We start from the raw sequence: 20,628 nt of genomic DNA, 5'->3' as shown, positions 1-20,628 counted from the left end.
CCACCCGCGGCTACCCGGCGGACGCCGCCGCCCGGCGGCGGACCCGGTGCTTGGCCAGCGTGGTGAGCGCGAGCACAACCGCCGCCGCCACGCCGACCGCACCCCAGGCCGGCAGCAGCACGGACGCGGGCACCACGGCCCCGAGGACCAGCAGCAGGCTCGGCAGGTACCAGCCGAGGACACTGCCGGCCGGGTCGCCGTAGCGCAGCGAGATGGCGGCGTTGGCGGTGTAGAAGGCGAGCACGCCGGCGCACAGTGCCCGGCGGGCGCCCGGCGGGAGGTGGTGGCCGGGTTCGGCGACGGCCGTGCCGAGCCCGCCCGACAGAGCCCGCCCGGTGCTCCTCGCCGTCCGCCGGCGCCGTCTGCTCACTCACGGGCACACTCTGCCCGCGGCACCCGGCTACTCCCCGGTTTCCGACCGCCCGTGTCGCGCTCAACCGGGTCCCCAACCGGCCGCGACCGCACCACCCTAGAACCGTCGGCAGGCCGCAACCACCCGTGCCGCTAGGGAAGTTCGCGCGCCATGCCCCCTTCCGGCCACCACCTCGGGAGAACCATGCCGACCGCACGCACCCGCCCCGTCCGCCTGCTGCTCGCCGCCCTGGCCGCGCTCGCCCTGCTGCTCTCCGGCGCGGCCGCCGCGACGCCCGCGAGCGCCACCCCCAGCAGCCTCGACGGCGCCTGGGCCTGCACCGTCCCGTCCGGGTACGTCTACGACCAGGTGTCGATGAACCGCACCTGCAGCGGCGGCGGCAGCTGGACCTCGCCGCAGTTCCACCTGCGCACCCCCGTGGACGGCCTGACGGCCTGTCTCAGCGCGCCCGGCTTCGTCTACGACGCCATCACCTGGGGCAGCGCCTGCAGCCAGCAGCCCGGCGTCCCGTCCAACGCCTACCACCTGCGCACGCCCTTCGACGGCCTCACCGCCTGCGTGGGCACCCCGGCCTTCACCTACGACCTGATCACCTGGGGCAGTGCCTGCAGCCTCCAGCCGGGCGTCCCGTCCAACGCCTTCCACCTGCGCAAGCCGGTCAACGGCCTCTGGGCCTGCGAGGTCCCCAAGGGCTTCACGTACGGCATGACCACCCAGAACACGGACTGCAGCCTCTACCAGGGCGTCCCCTCCACCAAGTTCCTGCTGCTCGGCTGAGCCCGGCCCCCACCCGGGGAGCGGCAAGCCCGGCCCGGCCGGCTTCCCGCTCCCCCGCGCCGGAGCCCGACAGGAGGGCAGGGCTCAGGACAGGTAGTCCTCCAGGCCGCCGTCGCGGCGGATGTCCAGGGTGACGCAGTGGAAGCCGCCGCCGAGGACCCGGGAGTGCCGCAGGCGGTGCGGGAGGACGGTGATCCCGGCGTGCTCCAGCAGCTTGATCAGGCTGTCCTGGCCGGATTCGACGATCGCCGTGTCCGGGGAGACCATCAGCAGGTTCATGCTGATCCAGCTCTCGCTGAGCGCGTGCTCGGGGGTGTCGGCGGCGGGCTCGGCCGGCGGGCACCACAGGACGTCCCAGCCGCGCAGCGGCTCCGGGACGGTCTCCGGGCTGATCCGCTCCGGGTTGAGCAGCACCAGCCCCGGTCGCAGCAGGGCGATGGTGCTGTCGATGTGGGTGTAGCCGTAGATGTCGCGCAGCGGGTGCAGCCGCAGGCCGCCGTCGCCCAGCAGTCCGAGGGTGGACTCCAGCCACCGCAGGCCGAGTTCGTTGCCGCTGCGGGAGACCTGGTAGAACACGTCCCGGCCGAGCCGCAGCACGTTCGCGGCGTCGAAGACCGGCTCCGCCTCGCCCAGCAGCGGCAGCCCGTCCTCGTCGAACTCGAAGAGTTCGTCCGCCAGTTGCGGCCGGGGTGCGGCCAGCCAGCGGGCGCCGCGGCGCAGGTAGTCCTGGAAGAGCCCGCGCAGCCCGAAGACCTCGAAGTAGCGCTGCCGCATCGGGCTGGCCACCTCGATCACCGTCTCGCCGACGACCAGGGTGAGGTCGCGCGGGCAGTAGGAGTGGAAACCGCCGTCCGCCGTCCACAGCGGGGAGGCGAACGCGGCCGCGTGGTCGACCGGCCCGGGCTGGTGGACGGTGACGCCCAGGCCGCGCAGGGTGGCCACCAGCGCGTCCAGGTCCTCCTCGGTCTCCTCGACGACCTGCCGCGAGTACGGGCCGACCTCGATCGAGCCGAGGTCGGCGGCGCTGGTCTTCGGGAAGCAGGACAGCCAGGACGACGGCTCGGTCTGCTCGGGCAGCCGGGCACCGACCGCGGTGCCGACCACGACCTCCCGCAGAGTGGTGAACTCGTCCCAGCTGTGGACCGGACGGGCCGAATCGGACATGACTCCCCCTTGACACGGGTTTAGGGAAAAGCGGATACGCCGGCGAACGCGACGACGTCGAACTGCACAGCAATGGCGGCGGGGCCGGGTGAGCGCCGAACGACCGCGCACCGCCGAACGGGGGGCGGGGCGCCCCGACCCCGACCCTGCGGAACCGGCAAAGGAAATCGGTACGGACCATTCGCCGGACCGCCCCCGGGGCGACCACGGCGTACGGGAAATCACCGGCCGGGCAGCCGAATTCGCCTTTCGACGGGCCGGGATCGATCGTCAAGCTACCCGCCCGCCCGACGGCGGCGCAAGGACCGTGATCGGCACCGAATGCGCCGCCGTCGCGAACCGGCGGTCGATCGTCCCGTTGTTCAATTCCCGTGGTCCGGCGCCGATCAATTCCCTTGCCACGCAACCCGGAGAAGGAGACCGGTGCTCACCACCGCCAGGCCCGGCGGATCCGGCTGCCGCCCGCCAGGGCCAGCAGCGCCCCGCCCGCCGCGGCGACCCCGGCCACCGCCAGGTTCTGCCGCTGCGCCCGTCGCCGGTCGGCCGCCGCCGCCCGGGCCGAGGCCGCCAGGAACGCCCGCTCGACCCCGGCCGCGGCCAGCTCGCCGGCCGCCACCTGCCGCATGAGCTGCTCCAGGCGGACGCCCCGGTACAGCAGTTCCGGATCCCGGTCGGCCGCGGCCCAGCCCCGCGCGGCCGCGGTGAGCCGGCGCTGCTCCCCCAGCGTCCCGCGGCCCTCGGCCAGCCATCCGCGCAGCCTGGGCCAGGCCTGCGGGAGCGCGTGGTGGGACAGCTCGACGGTGTCCCGGTCCACCACCACGAGCCGCGCCCGGACCAGCCGTTCCATCACCTCCGCCACCCCGGGGCCGTCGAACTCGGCCCGCCGGACCGGCTTGCGGGCGCCCTCGTCGACCCCCGGCACCAGCTCGCCGCCCGCGACCGGATCGCCGTCGGCGGCCAGCCCGTCGCCCAGCGCCGGCACGCCGGCGGCGGCGCCCTCGCCCGCGCCGAACGGCTCCCCGCCGAGCAACTCCCCGCCGAGCCGCAGGAACACCGCCTGCGCCCGGGCCCGGTCGGCCGCCTCCAGCCCGTTGTACAGCGTCTCCGCCGTCCGGGCCAGCGCGCCCTCGAAGCCTCCGGTGGCCTGGAACCCGGCCAACGTCAGCGCGTTGCCGCTGCGCCGCCGCCAGGTCTCCAGCAGCGCCGCGGACAACAGCGGGAGCGCGCCCGGCTGCTGCGCGACGGTCGAGATGAGCTCGGCCAGCAGGGCGCCCTCGACGGTGCAGCCCGCCCGCAGCGCCGGTTCGGTGATCGCCCGCCGCAGTTCGTCCGGCGCCGGGCGCCCCACCGACAGCACCCCGTGCCGGCCGGCGTCGGCCAGCCCCGGGTGCTCGGCCAGCAGCGGTCCGCTCTGGTCCGAGCGGACCACCAGCACCACCCGGCACCGGGGCGGCGCCGCCACCGGCAACCCGGCCAGGGCTGGCCCGCCCGCAGCGCCCGCGGCCGTCGCCACCAGGGCGTCCAGGAAGCGCGCCCGCTCCGCGGCGTCCCGGCAGCGGGTGCGCAGCTGCTCCCCCTGGTCCACCACCAGCACCGGATCCCCGGCCGTCGGCCCGGACGCGCCGCGCGTCGCCTCCCCGGCTCGCTGCCCGAGCCGGGCGAGCGCGAGCGCGTACGCCTCCATCGGTCGTTCGCCGGGCGTCAGCAGCGCCACCGGCACGCCCGCACCGGCCGGGGCCCGCCCGCTGCCGCCCCTGTCGCCGCTGCGCCCCGTCGCCGTGCCGGCCGCCGTGCCGGTGATGCCGCCGACGCCCGGCCTGCCGGCCACCGCACCGACCGCGGGGACCCCGCCGAGCCGGGCCAGCAGACCGGCTCTGACCAGCGAGGACTTGCCCGCCCCGGACGGCCCGGAGAGGATCACGAGCCGCCGTTCGCCCAGCAGCGCGACCAGCCGGTCCAGCAGCGCCTCGCGGCCGAAGAACCGCTCGGCGTCGACCGCCTCGAAGGCCGCCGCACCCGGGTAGGGCGCCCGTCCGGCGTCCTGCATGCGCCGCCGGGCGGCGGCCTCGGCGGCCAGGTCGGCGGCGAGCAGCTGCCAGCGGTGCCGCCACTCCCGCACGTCCCCGCCGCAGGCCTGGACGTAGGCGAGGGTGACGGAGAGGCTGGGCAGCCGCCGGCCGCCCGCGGCCACCGACAGGCTGGCGGCCGAACAATGGGCCCGGAGCGCGAGTTGGCGGTACGGCGGACTTCCGGCGCGCTCCCGCAAGGCCCGTAAGTCGCCCGCGAACCGCAGCAGCGGTCCGTCCCCGGGTTCCAGCGGACTTTCCCGACGCGGCACAACGGCCCCCCTTCGTCGTTGAAGCGGTGTCCTGACACCCTTGCGTGCCCACGCGCCCCAAGGGTCGCGCGTGTCTCGTGGCCATCCCCCGGTGATTCATCATGCACAGCACAGTTGGCGTCAAACAATGGTGCGTACGGGTCGGTTGTTCCGAGTTGATGTTCAATGTCCAGCCGTACGGCGCCGAACAAAGCCGGTGGGATAGAACCGGGGCCCGCAGCCTTCGCTGACTTCGGAGTCGTCCATGAAGTTCACGCGGTACTGCCGTTCCCTGCTGTCCACACCCGCGATGGCGGTGGAGCGGTACGGCAAGAGCCATCAGTCCGGGGCCGACATCGCCATGGTCGACCTGGAGGATTCGGTCCCACCCGCCCGGAAGGAGGAGGCCCGCCGGCTCGCCGAGGAGTTCTTCACGCTCCCGTCCACCAAGCTCGCGCGCAGCGCGGTGCGCATCAACACCCTGTCCGGACCGGACGGTCTGCGCGACCTGATCGCCATCACCCGGTACCGCGTCAAGCCGGACCTCGTGCTGATCCCGATGGCGGAGTCCCCCCGGGACGTCGAGATCGCGGCCGGCGCGCTCGGCCCGGACTGCCCGGAGACGGAGTTCCTGGCCGTCGTGGAGACCCCGCTGGGCATCGAGCACGCGCCCGCCATCGCGGCCGCCGGGCACCGGCTGCGCGGGCTGGTCTTCGGCTCGGCCGACTACGCCTTCGCGGTCGGCGCCCGGCTCTCCTGGGAGGCCCTGGCCCACGCCCGCGGCCGGGTGGTCAACAGCGCCCGCGCCGCGGGGGTGGAGGCGATGGACGCGCCGTTCTTCGAGGTAGCCGACCTCGCCGGGCTGCGCCTCGAGGCCGGGCTCGCCCGGGACTTCGGGTTCAGCGGCAAGATCGCCGTCCACCCGCGCCAACTCGCGCTGATCAACGAGACCTTCAGCCCGGACGAGGAGCTGCTGGCGCGGGCCCGCCGGGTGGTCGCGGCGGGCCTGGAGAACGGCCGCTCGGTCACCGTGGTGGACGGCGTGATGGTCGGCATGCCGTTCTTCGAGGCCTCGCAGCGCCTGATCGAGCAGTTCGACCCGCCCCGCCCGGACGTCCCCGACGTCCCCGACGCCCCCGACGTCCGGCCCGGGCCGGACGTCCCGCGCCAACGGAACGCCTCACCCCGGCCGGACACCCCGCCCGGGCCGGAGGACCGACCCCACCCGCAGGGCCACGCGCCCGCCGAACCCCCGAACCACGCGACGGAGATGTGACGATGACCGAAGAACCCATCCTGGGCCCGCGCCGGTACCGCAACGCCGAGGCCATGCTGGCCACCGCCGACCCGGTCTGGCAGGCGGCCGCCGCCAACGGCCTGATCGGCATCACGGTGGACTCGGAGTCCAACAACCGGCTGATCGTCCGGGAGACCGGCCACGAGTTCGCCAACATGGTCTCCTGCGCGTACCTGGGCCTGAACAACCACCCCTCGGTCGCGGCCGGCGCGGTGGACGCGCTGGCCGAGTCCCGCAGCACCTGGCTGGTCACCTCCACCACCCGGATCCGGCACAACCTGCTGGTGCGCCTGGAGGAGGAGCTGGGCGAGCTGTTCGGCGCGCACGTCCTGCCCGGGGCGTCCTGCACCTCGCTCACGGCCGGCATCCTCCCGCTGATCGCCTCCGGCCACCTGGACGGCTCCTGCCGGGGCGGCGGCGGTCCCCGGGTGATGGTCTTCGACCGCTTCTGCCACTTCTGCATGGCGTACGTGAAGCCGATCTGCGCGGACGAGTCGCTGGTGCTGACCTGCCCGCACAACGACCTGAACTACCTGGAGGACGTCTGCCGCAGGTACCCGCGGGTCGCCTACGTGGCCGACGGCGCGTACTCGATGGGCGGCGCGGCGGCCCTCGACGGCCTGCTCGAACTCCAGGACCGATACGGGCTGTTCCTCTACATCGACGACTCCCACTCGCTGTCCATCATGGGCGAGCGCGGCGAGGGATTCGTCCGCTCCCGGCTGGAGATGAACCCGCTGACGGTCATCGTCTCCAGCCTCGGCAAGGGCTTCGGCACCGGCGGCGGCGTCGCGATGCTCGGCAACCGCGAGCAGTTCGAGTTCCTGCACCGGCACGCCGGCCCGGTCGGCTGGTCGCAGAACGTCGCGCTGCCGCTGGTGGGCGCCTCGCTGGGCGCCGCCGCCATCCACCGCTCGCCCGAACTAGCCGATCTGCAGGCGAAGTTGAACCGCAACATCGACCTCTTCGACGAACTGCTGCCGACCACCTTCGCGGGCAACGGCCTGCCGGTGCGCCGGGTCGACGTCGGCGACGCCGAGCGGGCGGTCAAGCTCTCCGCCCAGCTCTTCGAGCGCGGCTTCTACAGCTCGGCGGTGTTCTTCCCGATCGTGCCCAAGGGCGAGGCCGGGCTGCGGCTGATGATGCGCGCCGACATGGACGAGCGGCTGATCCGCGAGTTCGCCGGCCACGTCAAGGAACTCACCGCCGGACTCTAGGACGTGGGGGTACGCACCGATGGACGGAACCGAGCCGAACGGCTACCGGCGGATCGGCGAGCGCCGCTACCGCGAGGTGGTCGGGCGCTACTACGAGGAGTTCGAGGTCGGCGAGGTGGTCGAGCACCGCCCGGGGCGGACCGTCACCGAGCTCGACAACGTCCTGATGAGCATGCTGAGCATGAACGACGCCCCGCTGCACATCGACGCCGCCTACAGCGAGCACACGCCCTGGGGGCGGCCGATCGTCTCCAGCCTGGTCACGCTCAGCATCGTCGGCGGGATGACCGCCCGCTCGACGAGCGGGCGCACCATCGCCAACCTGGGCTGGGAGAACATCCGGATGACCCACCCGGTGTTCACCGGCGACACCCTCTACGCGGAGACCGAGACGCTCGCCAAGCGGCTGTCCAAGAGCCGCGAGGGGCAGGGCATCGTGAGCTGCCGCACCACCGGGACGAAGTCCACCGGCGAGGTCGTGGTGGTGTTCGAGCGCAGCTTCCTGGTCCCGCTGCGCGGCCACGGCCTGGACGAGGTCGCCGGGTACTGACACGACTGACGCACCGTCGGGCGCGGCCCCGGGCACCACGGCGGACACCGTCGGGCCCGGGGCGCGCGCCGCTCACGCCTCGCGGCCGACGTCCACCAGCACCTTGCCCATGGTCTCCCGCGCCGCCAGCGCCCGGTGCGCGCCGGCCACCCCGGACAGCGGTACGGTCCGGTCGATCCGCGCCACCAGCTTTCCCGCGGAGGCGAGTGCGAACAGCCGCTCGGCGGTCCCGGCGAACAGCGCCCGGTCCGCCAGGACGTGCTGCAGCCAGAACCCCAGCAGACCCGCCGAGCGGTCCGCCAGCTCGTCCACCGAGAAGCGCTCCTCCGGTCCGCCCCGGGCCCCGACCGACAGCAGCCGCCCGAACGGCGCCAGTGCGGCCAGCCCGGCACGCAGCACCCGCCCGCCGACCAGGTCGACGAACAGGTCCGCCCCGTCCACCCCGCCCGAGCGCGCGAGCCGCCCGGCCAGGTCCGGGTCCTCCGGGTCGAGCGCCGCGTCGGCCCCCAGCGAGCGGGCGAACTCCCGCTTCGCCGGGGTGGAGGCCAGGGCGATCACCCGGCCCGCGCCCAACTCCCGGGCCAGCTGCACCGCCAGGTGACCGACCCCGCCGGCGGCGGAGGTCACCACCACCGTCTCGCCCGGCCGCAGCCGCCCGGCCAGGGTCAGTGCCCCGTAGGCCGTCGCCCCCTGCTCCAGCAGCGCGAGCGCCTGCTCGTCGCCCACGCCGTCCGGCACCTCCACGGTGTGCGCCGCCTCGGCACACGCCACCCGGGCGTACCCGCCGCCGGCGCGCAGCAGCGCCGCGACCCGCCGCCCGTCCCCGCGCCGCCGCCCGACCACGTCGGCGCCGAGCACCGCGGGCAGCGGGTAGCGCGCGTACGCGCCGGTGCGGCAGTGCAGGTCCGCGTAGTTCAGCCCGGCCAGGGTGACGTCGATCAGCACCCGGCCCGGGCCGGCCGCGGGCTCCGGCACCGTCTCGGTGCGGAACTCCTCCGGCCCGCCGTAGCGGTGGATCACCGCCGCCCGCATCCCGCTCACGGCCGCCTCCGGTCTCATCCGGCGAAGAGCGCGAGCAGCCGGGCCTGGAGGGCGCGGGCGGCCTCCGGGGTCTCGGCGACCACGCAGTACATCACCGACCCGTCGGCGGGCGCGAAGTCGCAGCTGTACAGCACACCGGTACCGGTCCGCGGGTCGAAGGCCAGCCCGGCCTCGTGGAGCGCGGCCACGCCCCGCGCGAAGGAGGGCACCTTGAGGCCGGCGAGCTCCAGGACGTACCGCGCGTCGCGGTGCTCCTCGCGCAGCAGACGGCCGAAGTAGGCGTCGTGCAGGTGGCTGGAGCCGGTGAGGCGGCCGTTGGTCTCGTGGAACCGGATCTCGCCCTTCGGGGTCAGCACGGCGTCCGCGCTGACCGTGCCCCGGTAGCCGATCACCCGCAGCGACTCGCACAACCGGGCTCCCAGCGCGACGAGTTCGGCCCGCACCTCGGCGTCCGGGGTGACCGGCGGGGTGATCTCGCCGATCACCACCGGGTCCATCACCATCTCGCCGCAGCCGGAGAGCACCACGGCCGCGTCGTCGATCAGGAACTGCGCGTACAGCGGTGCCGAGCCGGCGAAGTACTGCTCCACCACGACCCGTTGGCCGCGCCCGCCGGTCAGCCAGTCCCACCGCTCGGCCACGTAGCCGGCCACCGCCGCCCGGTCCGGCAGGGTGACGACCCGCTCGGCGCCGGCCGCGTCCACCCGCTCGTCCCGGGCCAGGATCTCGTTGCCGAAGCCACCCGCCTGGTACTCGACCTTCACCATCACGCTCCGGCCCTGCCCCAGCAGGTCCTCGACGGCGGCCTCCACCTCCGCGGGCGAGCCGGCCACCCGCCCGGGCGGGATCGGCACCCCGGCGCCGGCGGCCAGCGCCCGGAACCCGGCCTTGCTGTTGACGAGCGCGTTGCCGCCCTGCGCGGCGAAGGCGTGGCCGGGCATGGCGTGCGCCAGACCGAGCGCGGCGGCCAGGTCGGCCACCGCCCCGTTCGGCGATATCGCCAGCACCTCGTCGACCGTGCGCCCGTCCAGGACGCGGCGCAGCTCCGTACGGAAGGCCGGGTCGAGCAGGCGGTCGGTGGTGAGCACCTGGTCGCCCTGGTCCCCCGGCGGCGGCACCACGAAGGTCAGGCTGTCGGCCCGTACGCCGGTGAGCCCGGTGACGTACGCCAGGTACTCCGGGTCGGGGCCCCAGGGCAGCACCAGGACGTCGCCGTCCTCGGCCCACCAGAGCATCCGCTGCGCCCCGCACCCGGCGAACCGCAGCTCCAGCGGTGTCATCCCGGTGAGGTCACCGACCATCTCCTCGGTGCGGTTGTTCGCGATGCAGAGCGTCGTCATCCGGTGAACTCTCCCGCCGTTCGGCACTGTTGCGGCCCTCGCGCACGGCACGGGTGTGGCGTGCGCTACTGGTGTAGCGCACCGGGGTTGTTCTGGTTCGGCTCTCGGTCATTGAACAAAACGCCGAACAACCGGGCGGCGCGCGACCACCGCCCGTCCCGACCCCGGAAGCGACTCGGACATGTACGGACATACCGACTGTCATCTGGTCAGATCAAAGGAGTTTCCGGAGGACTCTTGCCAGGGCCATGCCGCATTGATAAATTCGCCCACAGCGCAAAAACTGGTCCGGCGGCAGCGCCCATTTCCTGTCGCATCCCATTAGCCGACCAAGTCATCACCAACTCCTTGCAAACAGGCAACCGTTGGGGAATTGTGCTGTGACGCCGAATTACGATCCGCTGGATCCGGCCATGCTCCGGGATCCCTACGCGCATTACGCCCATCTACGCGAGAACCACCCCGTCTTCTGGCACGACGGAATGAAGTCCTGGGTGCTGACGCGCTACGAGGACTGCCGGAACGTCCTGCGCAACCACGAGGTGTTCGCCCGTGACCGGCGCCGGACGGGCGAGGAGATCCCGGAGTTCCGGCAGAGCCTGCAGACCCTCGACCCGCCGGCCCAGGCACCGCTGCGCTCGCTCATCATGAACGCCTTCCACGCGCAGGACCTCGAACAGGTCGGATCGCGCGCCCGGCACCGCGTCGGGGAAATCCTCCGGGAACTCGCCGAACGGGATTCCTTCGACTGGATGCGGGAAGTCGCCGCACCGCTCGCGCTTTCCATCACGGCCGACCTGCTGGGCGTGCCGGAACCGGATCCCGAAGATTACGTTCGGATATCCGAGGCCATCGCCGAACGCATGGACGCCGGCCTCAAACCCGGGAACATCGCCCGTGGGGACGAGGCCCGCACCCGGCTGAACGCGCTGGCCGAGGAGTGGTTCGCCGCGGCGGACGACCGACCCGGCGTGCTGCGGGACATCAAGCAGCGGGCGGCCAAGGCCGAGATGCCCCCGCACTACGTCTCCAACAGCACCGGCATGATGTTCAACGCCAGCTACGGCACGGTCTACGCCACCGCCGGCAACGTGATGCTGACGCTGCTGCAGCACCCCGACGCGCTGGAGCGGCTGCGCGACGAGCGGCTGCTGACCTCCGGCGTCAACGAGCTGATCCGCTACGACGGTCCCGCCCAGGGCACCAGCCGGGTGGCCACCCGGGCCGTGCGGATCCACGACACCACCGTGGAGCCCGGGCAGATCGTGCTGACCCTGATGGCGGCCGCCAACCGCGACCCGCGTGAATTCCCCGACCCCGACCGGCTCGTGCTCGACCGCACCCCCAACCGGCACCTGGGGTTCGGCTGGGGGACGCACGCCTGCGTCGGGGCCCTGTTCGGCCAGGTGGCGATACGGGAGCTGATCGTCTGTCTGCTCACCGCGCCCGGGCGGCTGCGGCCGGCGGGCACGCCGACGCGTCGGCCGACGGCGACCGTACGCAGCCTGGACGTGCTCCCGGTCGCCTTCGACCGCTGAGCAGTTTCGGGAAGGTCCGTGATCCGGCCCGGAAGGAGGGTGTGCCATGAGCTACGACCACTGAACCGTCCGGAACAGCAGCTGAGTCGACGTGGGGCCGGCGGTCGTCCGGCACGACCGCCGGCCCCACCCGCCAGGCCGCCGCCGCGACCTGCCATCTCCGGGACCCGCCACCGCCGCGACCCGCCGACGGCAGCGCCCGACCGACGGCAACGGCCGGCCGACGGCAGCGATCAGCCAACGGCCTCCCTCGACGTCAGTGATCAGTCCCTCGCGAAAGAGTGGTCCATGCAGCTGAACAGCCATGACGAGTGGTCACCGCTGAAGGAGATCATCGTCGGATCCGCCGCCAACTACACCTCGCACGACCGGGAGCTCTCCTTCGACCTGTTCTTCCACGAGAACCTGTTCCGCTCCGACTGGGCCTACCCGCGCCTGCAGCAGGCCGAGCGCGCCACCGTCGGCGACCGGTCGTGGCGGATCAAGCAGCAGTACGTCGAGGAGCTCCACGAGGACGTGGAGGGCCTGGCGGACACCCTCGCCGGACTCGGCGTCACCGTGCACCGGCCGGTACCGCTGCCGCCCGACGCCAAGCCGATCGCCGGCTTCGGCTGGAGCGCCGCCCCGGTGCCGCCGCTCAACCTCCGCGACAACACCCTGATCCTCGGCGACGAGATCATCGAGACCCCGCCCGCGATCCGCTCCCGGTACCTGGAGACACGGCTGCTCGCCCCCGTCTTCACCGACTACTTCCGGCGCGGGGCGCGCTGGACCACCATGCCGCGGCCGATCCTCACCGACGCCTCCTTCGACCTGTCCTACGCCCGCGACACCGAGACCACCCTCGGCGGACCGACCGAGCCGATCGAGGACCCGCAACCCTCCCCGTACGACGTCGGGTTCGAGATGATGCTCGACGGCGCGCAGTGCCTGCGCCTCGGCCGCGACCTCATCGTCAACATCGCGAACGCCAACCACGCCGCGGCCTGCGACTGGCTGGAACGGCACCTGCGCGGGACGCACCGGATCCACCGGGTGCACCGGATGAGCGACAACCACATCGACAGCATGCTGCTGGCGCTGCGGCCCGGCGTCTTCCTGGCCCGGCACGAGGGCATCCGCGACCTGCTGCCGGAGCCGTTCCGCCGCTGGAAGCTGATCGTGCCGCCCCAACCGAGCGAGGACCACTTCCCCGCGTACGACGACGGCGACCTCCTCCTCACCACGCCCTACATCGACCTCAACGTGCTGTCGGTCGGGCCCGACCAGGTGCTGGTGAACGAGGCCTGCGTGGAGCTGGTCAAGGTCCTCGAACACGAGGGCTTCACGGTCGTCCCGGTCCGCCACCGGCACCGGCGGCTGTTCGGCGGCGGGTTCCACTGCTTCACCCTGGACACCGTCCGCACCGGCGGGCTCGACGACCACACGGCCTGAGCCGACGGAACGGGGAGAGACGTGCGCCTGCTGATCGCCAACGAGGTCGACCCGATGCTGTCCTGGGTCGACTTCCGGTCCTACTCGCAGCGGCTGCTGTGGTTCGCCGAGGACGGCGACGTCCTGGTGCTGCCCGGCCCGCCCGGTGCCGACTTCCTACGGCACGTGGCCTCGCTCACCGGGGTGGACCCGCGGTCCCTGACCTTCCTCGTCCCACCGCCCGGCCGCTACCAGGGCAAGGTGATCGACCCCTACGCCCTGCTCGACCAGGACTTCCTGGCCGCCGCGGCGAAGGCGGTCGCGGCCGCGCCCACGCCGGCCACCGGTCTGCTGTCGTGCTGGCCGAGCCCGGTGGTGCCGCGCTTCGCCGCGGCGCTGGGGCTGGGCGGGCTCGTCCCCGGCGCCGCGTTCATCGACCAGGGCGGCGGTGAACTCGCCAACAGCAAGGCCGAGTTCCGTGCCCTCGCGGCCGCCGCCGGAGTGCCGATCGCGCCCGGCGCGGTCTGCCGCAGCGGCTACGAGGCCGAACAGGAGATCCCCCGGCTGCTGGCCGGCACCGGAGCCGTCCTGGTCAAGCAGGCGCACAACGGCGCCGGGGCCGGCAACCAGCTGGTGGTGCTCGGCCACGGCCACCGGACGGACCACGTCGGCGCCAAGTTCCTGCACCACCTGGAGCCGGGCCCCGGGGCCGTCGCCGCCTACGTCGCCGAGCAGTGGGCGTGGGCCTCCCGGGACGGCCGCTACCCGGTGGTGGTCGAGGAGTTCCAGCCCGCCTCGCGGACCGTGTACGCCGAGTTCCTGGCCGAGGACGACGGCGTCCGGTTCACCGCGACCGGCGAACTCGACTACCGGGAAAGGCGGCTGGTCCGCGAGTCGACCCCCGCCCGGGGCCTGACGGCCGAGGTGGAGGGCCGCCTGACGGCCGGCGCCGCCCGGCTCGCCGAGGCGTACCGCTCCCTCGGCTACCGGGGCTACCTCAGCGCGGACGCCATCGTCGACGACTCCGGCCGGCTGGTCTTCACCGAGCTCAACGCCCGCGTCACCGGCTCGCTCCACCTGTACGGCCCGATCGGCGGCCGGGTCGTCGACACCGCCCGCCACCCCCGCCGCAGCGTCACGCAGCACCGGACCCCCGCGCACTGGCCGGCCCTGGAGCTGGACGAGTTCCTCGAAATCGCCGCGACCGCCGGACTCGGCTACGACCCGGTGGAGCGGCGCGGCGTGCTGGTCTCCATCCCGCCCGTGCCGGGCGTCCGCGGCGGGTTCGACTACTGCGTGGTCCACGACGGCGCCGACGAGGAGGAGGACCTCCTGCGGCGGCTGGACGGAGCGGTGTGCCCGACCTGACCACGCGCCCGGGGACGGCCACCCGACTGCGGACGGCCTCCCGGCTGTTGCTGAGCACCGGGGTGCGGCCCTCGCGGCTGCTGCTGGACGTCACCCCGCTGCGCGACTCGCCCGCGTTCCGCCGGCTGTGGCTGGGCCAGGGGCTGTCCCAGATCGGCGGGCAGATGACGGTGTTCGCCGTGGCGCTGCAGGTCTACCAGCTGACCGGGAGCTCCGCCGCGGTGGGCCTGCTCGGCCTGGCGGTGGCCGGACCGGTCGTCCTGTTCGCCGCCGTCGGCGGCAGCCTCGGCGACACCCTCGACCGCCGCCGCCTGGTCCTGGTGACCAGCAGTCTGCAGACCGGCGTCTCCGTGCTGTTCGCCGTCCAGGCCTTCGCCGGCCTGCGCTCCCCCGGCGTGCTGTACCTGCTGGTCGCGCTGCAGTCGCTGGTCGGCAGCGTCAACGCCCCGGCCCGGCGGGCCTTCACGCCGCGGCTGCTGCCGCGCGACCGGCTCGCCGCCGCGGCGGCGCTGAACGCCCTGACCATGCAGGTCGGCGCCGTGGCCGGGCCGGCCTGCGCCGGGCTGGTCGCCGCCGCCTGGGGCCTCAAGGCCTGCTACCTGCTCGACGCGCTCAGCTTCGGCGCGGCGCTGTACGGCGTCGCCCGGCTCCCCGCCATGCCGCCCCAGGGGGGCGCGGCTGCCCGGAAGCTCGCCGGCGTCGGCGAGGCGGTGGCCCTGGTCCGCAGCCGGGGCGAGCTCGCCGGGGCGTTCCTCGCGGACCTGTGCATCGCCCTGGTCGCCTCGCCCGCGGCCCTGCTGCCCGCGATCTGCGCGGAGCGCTTCGGCGGGCGCCCGCAGGAGCTCGGGCTGCTGGTCGCCGCCGGCGCGGTCGGCGGGGTCCTCGCCTCCGCCTGCTCCGGCCCCGCCGGGCGGGTCGGTCGTCCCGGCCGGGCGGCGCTGATCTGCTGCGCGGCGTACGGTGTGGCGGTCGCGGCCTTCGCCCTCACCGACGGCCTCACCGCCGCGCTGCTGTGCCTCGCCGTGGCCGGGGCCGCCGACACCCTGGCGGTCGTCTTCCACTCCACCGTCGTCCAGCTCAGCACCCCGGACCGGCTGCGCGGCCGGATCGGCGCGGTCGAGTTCGTGGTCGGCATCGGCGGCACCCAACTGGGCCGGCTGCGCGGCGGAACGCTCGGCGCCCTGCTCGGGACGAGCACCGCCGTCCTCGGTGGCGGCCTGGCCGCGGTGGCCGCCACCGCACTGGTCGCGGCCGCGGCACCGGCGTTCACCCGGTACCGGGCCGAGCCGGCCGAGCGGGCTGACACGGCTGAGACCACTCAGACCGCTCAGACCGCTGGGCCAACGAGGGCGGCCGGGACATGAACCGTGCAGCGACCAGGAGGGATGCCATGCACGTGGTGTTGATCGGGGCCCGGTCGGAGGCGATCGAGGCCCTGCTCGCCGACGGCCACACGATCACCCTGCTCTACGAGGGCGGCGAGCACCGCCGGGTCGAGGCCCATCGGGCGCGGCTCGCCCGCTGGTGCGCCGTCGACTCCTACCTGGTGGTGGAGTCGCTGTGGTCGGCCCTGCACCACGTCGGCGCGCTCGCGCCCGACGGGCCCTCGGGCGGCGTGGTGGACGCGGTGGTCTCCGTCCAGGAGCACGGCATGGTGCCGGCCGCCCTGCTCGGCCGTCTGCTCGGCGCCCGGGCGATCGACCCGGAGGTGGCGCTGCGCTGCCGCGACAAGGCGCTGCAGAAGGAAGCCTGGCGGGCGGCCGGGCTGACCACGGCGGACTGGCTGGTGGTCCCCGACGCGGGCGACGGATCCGTGGCGCGGGCCGCCGCCGCGGCGGGCGTGGCCGCCCCGTACGTGGTGAAGCCCACCGCGGGCGCGGCCACCATCGGTGTCGCGGCCGCCGACACGGCCGCCGAACTGGACGCGTTGGCAGTGGAGTCGGTGAGCGACTCGGACACGCGGCGGCGGCTGCTGGTGGAGCACCGGGTGCCCGGCGAGGAGTGGCACGTCGACGGCGTGGTCCGGGCCGGCGAGCCGGAGGCGCTGCTGGTCTCCCGCTACCTCACCCCGCTGATCGAGACCAAGCGCGGCCGCCCGGCCGCCACCGTCTCCCTCCCGCCGCGCGACCACCCGGAGCTCTACCGCGAGGCGACCGAGCTGACCGGCCGGGCGCTGGCCGCGCTCGGGCACCGCGACGGGGTTTTCCACTTCGAACTCTTCGGCGGGCCGGGTGGGTTCACCGCCGGTGAGCTCGCCGCGCGCCCGGGCGGGCACATGATCGGCGCGCTGGCGGAGCGCGTCCTCGGCGTGGACATCTGGGCCGCCGCGGTGCGCGCGGTGACGGGCGACCGGCCGCCGGTCCGAACCGGCCGAGGTGGCGCGGGGGGCCGTGTGGTCGGCTTCACCGACATCCCGACCGTCGCGGGAGCGGTGAACCGGCTGAGCCGGGCGGACGTCGAGAGGATCCCCGGCGTGGTCGACGTCGAGATCAAGATCGAGCCCGGCGAGGTGATGCCCGACATGGACGCCAACTCCGGCATCCGGATCGGCACGGCGCTGGTCGAGGCCGCCACCGAGCGGGAATGCCGACGGGCCCTGCGCCGCATCGCGGACCTGGCCGTCACGCTCAACTCCGCCCCGGAGCAACCGCTCCCGCAGCAGGCCACACCGCTGGACCCTCGCGAAGACCACCGCGAAGACCACCGCGAAGCCGACCGAGAAGCCGACCGAGAAGCCGACCGAGAAAGCGAAACCATCTCATGAAGTACGAGTCCATCGACCGTCACCCGCAGGCCTTCCAGCAGGCGGTGCCGCCGGAGCTGATCGAGGAGATGTGCCGGCGCGCCTTCGGCCCGCGCACCGAGGTGCGGGCCGCGGTGGAACTCGGCGACGGGATGTACAACTCCACCTACCGGCTGGAGCTCGGCGGCGGCGACCAGGTCGTGCTGCGGGTGGCGCCCGAGCCCGCCCGGCAGTTCCGCAGCGAGCGGCGGCTGATGCGCAACGAGTACGCGGCGCTGCCGTACCTGGCGCCGGTGGCGCACCTGGTGCCGCGGGTCCTGGCGGTCGACTTCACCCACCAGCTGGTGGGCCGCGACTACCTGTTCCAGACGCTCCTCGGCGGGCTGCCCGCCCCGCAGGGCCTGCCGCGGCACCCGCGCCCCGCGTGGCGCGGCTTCTACGCCCAACTGGGTTCCATCGCGCGGGAGATCAACGAGGTCCGCGGCCCCTGGTTCGGTCCGGTGGCGGGGCCGGGGCACCGCACCTGGGGCGAGTCGGTCGTCGCGGGCCTGACCGACCTCGCCGCCGACCTCGCGGAGGCCGGGGTGGAGACCGGTGACGTCGAGGACCTGATCCGCCTCGCCGACCGCCACCGCGCCGTGCTCGACCGCGTCACCGAGCCCCGGCTGCTCCACGGCGACCTGTGGAACGTCAACCTGATGGTGGCCGCCGACACCCCCGACCCGGTGATCACCGGTGTGCTGGACTGCGACCGGGCCGGCTGGGGCGATCCGGAGGCGGACTGGACGGTCTTCATGGCCTGCCGCCGCCCGGGCACCGAACGCGACGCCTTCTGGGACACCTGGGGCCCGCTCGCCACCGACCCCGGGTCCCGCTGGCGGCGCCTGCTCTACACCGCCCGGCACACCGCCGCGATCCGCCTGGAGGCCGTCCGCCTCCGGGACGCCGAACAGGCCGCCGCCACCGTCGAGGACCTCGGCGCCCTGCTGGAGCGGCTGGACGAGGGCGTGGACTGACCGGCCGGCGAGGGCACCGACTCACGCGCCGGACTCACGCGCCGCCTCCGCCTCCGCCGCCGCCGGCACCGAACAGACCCCTGAGCCGCTCGACGAGACGCGGCCAGAACCCCCGGGCGCTCTCGGGGCGCCGGAGCGCGCCGAGGGCGACCGGGGGCTCGGGGAGGATGCCCTGCGCGTGGGCGGCGGCCAGCCAGGCCGGGAAGCCGGTGAGCATCAGGTCGTAGAGCTTGGCGTCGGAGATCCGCCGGGGGTCCTGCCCCAGGTGGAAGAAGCCCGAGTTGTCGACGGGCCGCTTCTCCGGGACGGCGAGCCGGTCGAGCTTCCGCAGGAAGTCGAACTGCCTGCTGTCCGGGTCGCCGAAGCCGATGAACTGCCAGAAGATCGGCAGCTTCGCCGCCTCGCACAGCCGCTGCTCCGCCGCGCCCTTGTTGACGGGGCCGCCGTCGGTCTGGAACAGGACCAGCGCCGGGACGGTGGTGCCGCTCTCCCGGTAGTGGCGGACGACGGCGTCCATCGCCAGGTGGTAACTGGTCTTGCCCATGTGGCCGAGGCCCGCGACGATCCGCTCGATCCGCCCCTGGTGGTCGTGCAGGGCGATCTCGGTCTGTACGTCGACCTCGGTGGAGAAGAAGACGACCGGCACCGTCCCGTCGTCGTCCAGATGGGCCGACAGCCCCAGCACCCGGTCGGCGAGCGCCTGGACGCTACCGTCCCTGTAGTAGGGCCTCATCGAGCCGGAGTAGTCGACCACCAGGTAGACGGCGACGGACTGACCGCCCAGCCCGCGCTTCCCCACCGCCTCCCCGGCCGTCTTGTACAGGCTCACCAGCGCGGGCGCGCTCTGCTCGACCTTGCTCAGACTCACGGCCATCCGCCGCTCCCCTCTCCCCGGACCGGCGCCGGGCCGGTCACCCGCGCATCCTCCCCGTTCGCCGACGGCGCGACAACCCGCGCCCCGGGCGCGGTGCGGGGGCGCGGGTTGTCGCGGCGAGGTTCCCGCGGCCGCTGGTGGTCCTGGTCGGCGCGTCGGCCGCCGGGGTCTGCTCGGCGGTGGCGGAGCTGCGGCCGGCCGCCGAGGAGAACCCGGCCGTCACCGAGCTGCCGGCCGCCGTCCCGGCCGGCGCCGCCCGGATCGGGCCACCGCCCCGTCCTCGTCGGGGGTGACCACCCCGTGCCCGCGGTCCGCGTGGTAGGACTGCACGGTGCCGGTGGCCGTCGGGGTCTCCTCACGTCCGTCGTCGGCCCGTGGGTCCGCGGCGCCCCCCGGTACTCATGAGGTGCTGGACCGGCCGGGCGTGCTCCGGCCCGGACGGGAGGACGGCCGATGCGCACGGCCCGGGCGATCTCACTGCTGCTGCTCCTCCAGGCCCGCCGCACCATGACCGGCGCCGAGCTGGCCGCCGAACTGGAGGTCTCCGAGCGCACCGTGCAACGCGACGTGCTGGCCCTCGCCGAGGCCGGCGTCCCCGTCTACGCCGACCGCGGACGCGCCGGCGGCTACCGGCTCCTCGACGGCTACCGCACCCGGCTGACCGGGCTCGACCGGGCCGAGGCCGAGGTCCTGCTGCTCGCCGGACTGCCCGGGCCGCTCGCCGACATGGGCCTCGCCGACCCCGCGCTGGCCGCCCGGCTCAAGGTGACCGGCGAACTCGGCGGGGCGCCGTCCGCCGGGGCCCGGCGGTTCCATCTGGACGCGCCCGGCTGGTTCCGCGACGCCCCCGTGCCGCCGCTGCTCGGCGAGGTCTCCCGGGCGGTGTGGGGCGGACACCTGCTGCGCGCCCGCTACCGGCGCCGCCCGGACACGGAACCGGTCGAGCGGCTGCTGCGACCGTACGGGCTGGTGCTGAAGGCGGGCACCTGGTACCTGGTCGCCCGGCCCCACCGGGAGGCGCGCCCCGAGGACGTGGCCAGGACCGGCGACGTGGCCCGGACCGGCGAGCAGGCCCGGACCGGCGCGGAAGCCGGGACCGGCGACGTGGCCCGGACCGACGCGGAAGCCGCCGCGCACCGGGTGTACCGGGTGGACCGGCTGGTCGCGGCCGAGTGCTCGCAGCGGCGGTTCGCCCGCGAGGCGGACGGTGCGGCCGGCGAGGCCTTCGACCTGGCCGCGTTCTGGGAGGCGCGGTCGGCGGAGTTCGCCCGCTCGCTGCTCCGGGAGACCGTGACCGTCCGGCTCAGCCCGCTCGGCCTGCAGCGGGTGCCGCACCTGCTCGACCCGATCGCCGCGCGGGAGGCCCTGGCGAGCGCCGGGGAACCGGACGACCACGGCCGGGTGACCGTCCGGCTCCCCGTCGAGTCGCTCGACGTCGGCTACGAGGACGTGCTGCGGCTCGGCCCCGAGGCCGAGGTCCTGGAGCCGCCCGCCCTGCGGGAGCGGCTCGCCCGGGCGGCGGCGCGCACCGCCGCCCTGTACGGCCCGCCGCCCGGCACCGACCCGACGTAAGAGGCCGGCCCGGCGCCCGACGTCGACC

The 20,628-nt window shown here is 74.4% G+C and carries 17 protein-coding genes and 1 pseudogene; 12 read left to right on the top strand and 6 right to left on the bottom strand.

All coding sequences use genetic code 11. From position 1 onward, the window contains the following. Positions 1-10 precede the first annotated feature (10 nt). Positions 11-370 (bottom strand): hypothetical protein, encoded by a 360-nt coding sequence (locus ACIRD3_RS03785; protein WP_402211100.1) that lies wholly within the window; start codon positions 368-370, stop codon positions 11-13. A 186-nt stretch (positions 371-556) separates the two neighbouring features. Between ACIRD3_RS03785 and ACIRD3_RS03780 the strand changes: the two genes are divergently transcribed. Further along, positions 557-1,150 (top strand): hypothetical protein, encoded by a 594-nt coding sequence (locus tag ACIRD3_RS03780; protein WP_402211097.1) that lies wholly within the window; start codon positions 557-559, stop codon positions 1,148-1,150. Positions 1,151-1,234: 84 nt separating this feature from the next. On the opposite strand, the gene ACIRD3_RS03775 is transcribed toward ACIRD3_RS03780, so the two are convergent. Together ACIRD3_RS03775 and ACIRD3_RS03770 are read right to left on the bottom strand one after the other, a co-directional pair. Beyond that, entirely contained in the window at positions 1,235-2,314 is a 1,080-nt protein-coding gene (locus ACIRD3_RS03775; protein WP_402211094.1) for an inosamine-phosphate amidinotransferase 1, read from the bottom strand. Positions 2,315-2,741: 427 nt separating this feature from the next. Next, on the bottom strand, positions 2,742-4,580 hold the full coding sequence (locus ACIRD3_RS03770) for a hypothetical protein (protein ID WP_402211091.1): 1,839 nt from the start codon (positions 4,578-4,580) through the stop codon (positions 2,742-2,744). A 316-nt stretch (positions 4,581-4,896) separates the two neighbouring features. Here ACIRD3_RS03770 and ACIRD3_RS03765 point away from each other — a divergent pair, with 316 nt between their 5' ends. Genes ACIRD3_RS03765 through ACIRD3_RS03755 form a run of 3 tightly spaced genes read left to right on the top strand, consistent with a single transcriptional unit; the run spans position 4,897 to position 7,695 of the window. Continuing rightward, positions 4,897-5,907 (top strand): HpcH/HpaI aldolase/citrate lyase family protein, encoded by a 1,011-nt coding sequence (locus tag ACIRD3_RS03765; RefSeq protein ID WP_402211088.1) that lies wholly within the window; start codon positions 4,897-4,899, stop codon positions 5,905-5,907. Positions 5,908-5,909: 2 nt separating this feature from the next. Next, entirely contained in the window at positions 5,910-7,145 is a 1,236-nt protein-coding gene (locus tag ACIRD3_RS03760) for an aminotransferase class I/II-fold pyridoxal phosphate-dependent enzyme (protein ID WP_402211085.1), read from the top strand. Between the two features lie 19 nt (positions 7,146-7,164). Next, a complete protein-coding gene (locus tag ACIRD3_RS03755; protein WP_402211082.1) occupies positions 7,165-7,695 on the top strand; it encodes a MaoC family dehydratase in 531 nt (176 codons plus the stop codon). Positions 7,696-7,767: 72 nt separating this feature from the next. Here ACIRD3_RS03755 and ACIRD3_RS03750 read toward each other — a convergent pair whose 3' ends face one another. After that, entirely contained in the window at positions 7,768-8,727 is a 960-nt protein-coding gene (locus tag ACIRD3_RS03750) for a zinc-binding alcohol dehydrogenase family protein (RefSeq protein ID WP_402211940.1), read from the bottom strand. 23 nt (positions 8,728-8,750) lie between these two features. After that, the gene (locus ACIRD3_RS03745) at positions 8,751-10,076 is read right to left on the bottom strand and encodes a peptide ligase PGM1-related protein (protein WP_402211079.1); all 1,326 of its coding nucleotides are present in this window, start codon (positions 10,074-10,076) and stop codon (positions 8,751-8,753) included. 413 nt (positions 10,077-10,489) lie between these two features. Here ACIRD3_RS03745 and ACIRD3_RS03740 point away from each other — a divergent pair, with 413 nt between their 5' ends. The 6 genes from ACIRD3_RS03740 (at position 10,490) to ACIRD3_RS03715 (ending at position 18,154) form a co-directional block, all read left to right on the top strand. Next, positions 10,490-11,614, top strand: a complete 1,125-nt coding sequence (locus ACIRD3_RS03740) for a cytochrome P450 (protein ID WP_402211077.1) — start codon at positions 10,490-10,492, stop codon at positions 11,612-11,614. Between the two features lie 288 nt (positions 11,615-11,902). Continuing rightward, positions 11,903-13,048: a glycine amidinotransferase gene (locus ACIRD3_RS03735; RefSeq protein WP_402211074.1), complete on the top strand. Its 1,146-nt coding sequence runs from the start codon at positions 11,903-11,905 to the stop codon at positions 13,046-13,048. A gap of 21 nt (positions 13,049-13,069) precedes the next feature. Further along, positions 13,070-14,395: a hypothetical protein gene (locus tag ACIRD3_RS03730; RefSeq protein WP_402211071.1), complete on the top strand. Its 1,326-nt coding sequence runs from the start codon at positions 13,070-13,072 to the stop codon at positions 14,393-14,395. Continuing rightward, entirely contained in the window at positions 14,383-15,759 is a 1,377-nt protein-coding gene (locus ACIRD3_RS03725; RefSeq protein WP_402211068.1) for an MFS transporter, read from the top strand. The genes ACIRD3_RS03730 and ACIRD3_RS03725 overlap by 13 nt, the downstream gene beginning before the upstream one ends. 26 nt (positions 15,760-15,785) lie before the next feature. Continuing rightward, complete coding sequence (locus tag ACIRD3_RS03720) at positions 15,786-17,159, top strand: hypothetical protein (protein WP_402211065.1); 1,374 nt, start codon at positions 15,786-15,788, stop codon at positions 17,157-17,159. Beyond that, entirely contained in the window at positions 17,156-18,154 is a 999-nt protein-coding gene (locus ACIRD3_RS03715; RefSeq protein WP_402211063.1) for a phosphotransferase family protein, read from the top strand. Before ACIRD3_RS03720 ends, ACIRD3_RS03715 begins: the two co-directional genes overlap by 4 nt. A gap of 163 nt (positions 18,155-18,317) precedes the next feature. Here ACIRD3_RS03715 and ACIRD3_RS03710 read toward each other — a convergent pair. Continuing rightward, positions 18,318-19,028: pseudogene (locus tag ACIRD3_RS03710) on the bottom strand (VWA domain-containing protein); the annotation flags it as partial. A gap of 137 nt (positions 19,029-19,165) precedes the next feature. Here ACIRD3_RS03710 and ACIRD3_RS03705 point away from each other — a divergent pair. Both ACIRD3_RS03705 and ACIRD3_RS03700 read left to right on the top strand, forming a co-directional pair. Then, positions 19,166-19,321 carry a hypothetical protein gene (locus ACIRD3_RS03705; protein ID WP_402211061.1) on the top strand — a complete coding sequence of 52 codons (156 nt, stop codon included), beginning with the start codon at positions 19,166-19,168 and terminating at the stop codon, positions 19,319-19,321. 160 nt (positions 19,322-19,481) lie between these two features. After that, positions 19,482-20,600 carry a helix-turn-helix transcriptional regulator gene (locus ACIRD3_RS03700; protein WP_402211059.1) on the top strand — a complete coding sequence of 373 codons (1,119 nt, stop codon included), beginning with the start codon at positions 19,482-19,484 and terminating at the stop codon, positions 20,598-20,600. Positions 20,601-20,628: the final 28 nt, after the last annotated feature.

This window comes from Kitasatospora sp. NPDC093550 (assembly GCF_044764985.1).
GTDB lineage: Bacteria > Actinomycetota > Actinomycetes > Streptomycetales > Streptomycetaceae > Kitasatospora.
The sequence above is the reverse complement of the archived record's forward strand: the minus strand, read 5'-3'. Positions and strand labels throughout refer to the sequence as shown.

Bases quoted from the DNA above. Each gene is read 5' to 3' on its own strand.
- ACIRD3_RS03780 (WP_402211097.1), top strand. From the start codon at position 557: ATGCCGACCGCACGCACCCGCCCCGTCCGCCTGCTGCTCGCCGCCCTG.
- ACIRD3_RS03775 (WP_402211094.1), bottom strand. From the start codon at position 2,314: ATGTCCGATTCGGCCCGTCCGGTCCACAGCTGGGACGAGTTCACCACT.
- ACIRD3_RS03765 (WP_402211088.1), top strand. From the start codon at position 4,897: ATGAAGTTCACGCGGTACTGCCGTTCCCTGCTGTCCACACCCGCGATG.
- ACIRD3_RS03760 (WP_402211085.1), top strand. From the start codon at position 5,910: ATGACCGAAGAACCCATCCTGGGCCCGCGCCGGTACCGCAACGCCGAG.
- ACIRD3_RS03755 (WP_402211082.1), top strand. From the start codon at position 7,165: ATGGACGGAACCGAGCCGAACGGCTACCGGCGGATCGGCGAGCGCCGC.
- ACIRD3_RS03750 (WP_402211940.1), bottom strand. From the start codon at position 8,727: ATGCGGGCGGCGGTGATCCACCGCTACGGCGGGCCGGAGGAGTTCCGC.
- ACIRD3_RS03745 (WP_402211079.1), bottom strand. From the start codon at position 10,076: ATGACGACGCTCTGCATCGCGAACAACCGCACCGAGGAGATGGTCGGT.
- ACIRD3_RS03740 (WP_402211077.1), top strand. From the start codon at position 10,490: ATGCTCCGGGATCCCTACGCGCATTACGCCCATCTACGCGAGAACCAC.
- ACIRD3_RS03735 (WP_402211074.1), top strand. From the start codon at position 11,903: ATGCAGCTGAACAGCCATGACGAGTGGTCACCGCTGAAGGAGATCATC.
- ACIRD3_RS03720 (WP_402211065.1), top strand. From the start codon at position 15,786: ATGCACGTGGTGTTGATCGGGGCCCGGTCGGAGGCGATCGAGGCCCTG.
- ACIRD3_RS03715 (WP_402211063.1), top strand. From the start codon at position 17,156: ATGAAGTACGAGTCCATCGACCGTCACCCGCAGGCCTTCCAGCAGGCG.
- ACIRD3_RS03700 (WP_402211059.1), top strand. From the start codon at position 19,482: ATGCGCACGGCCCGGGCGATCTCACTGCTGCTGCTCCTCCAGGCCCGC.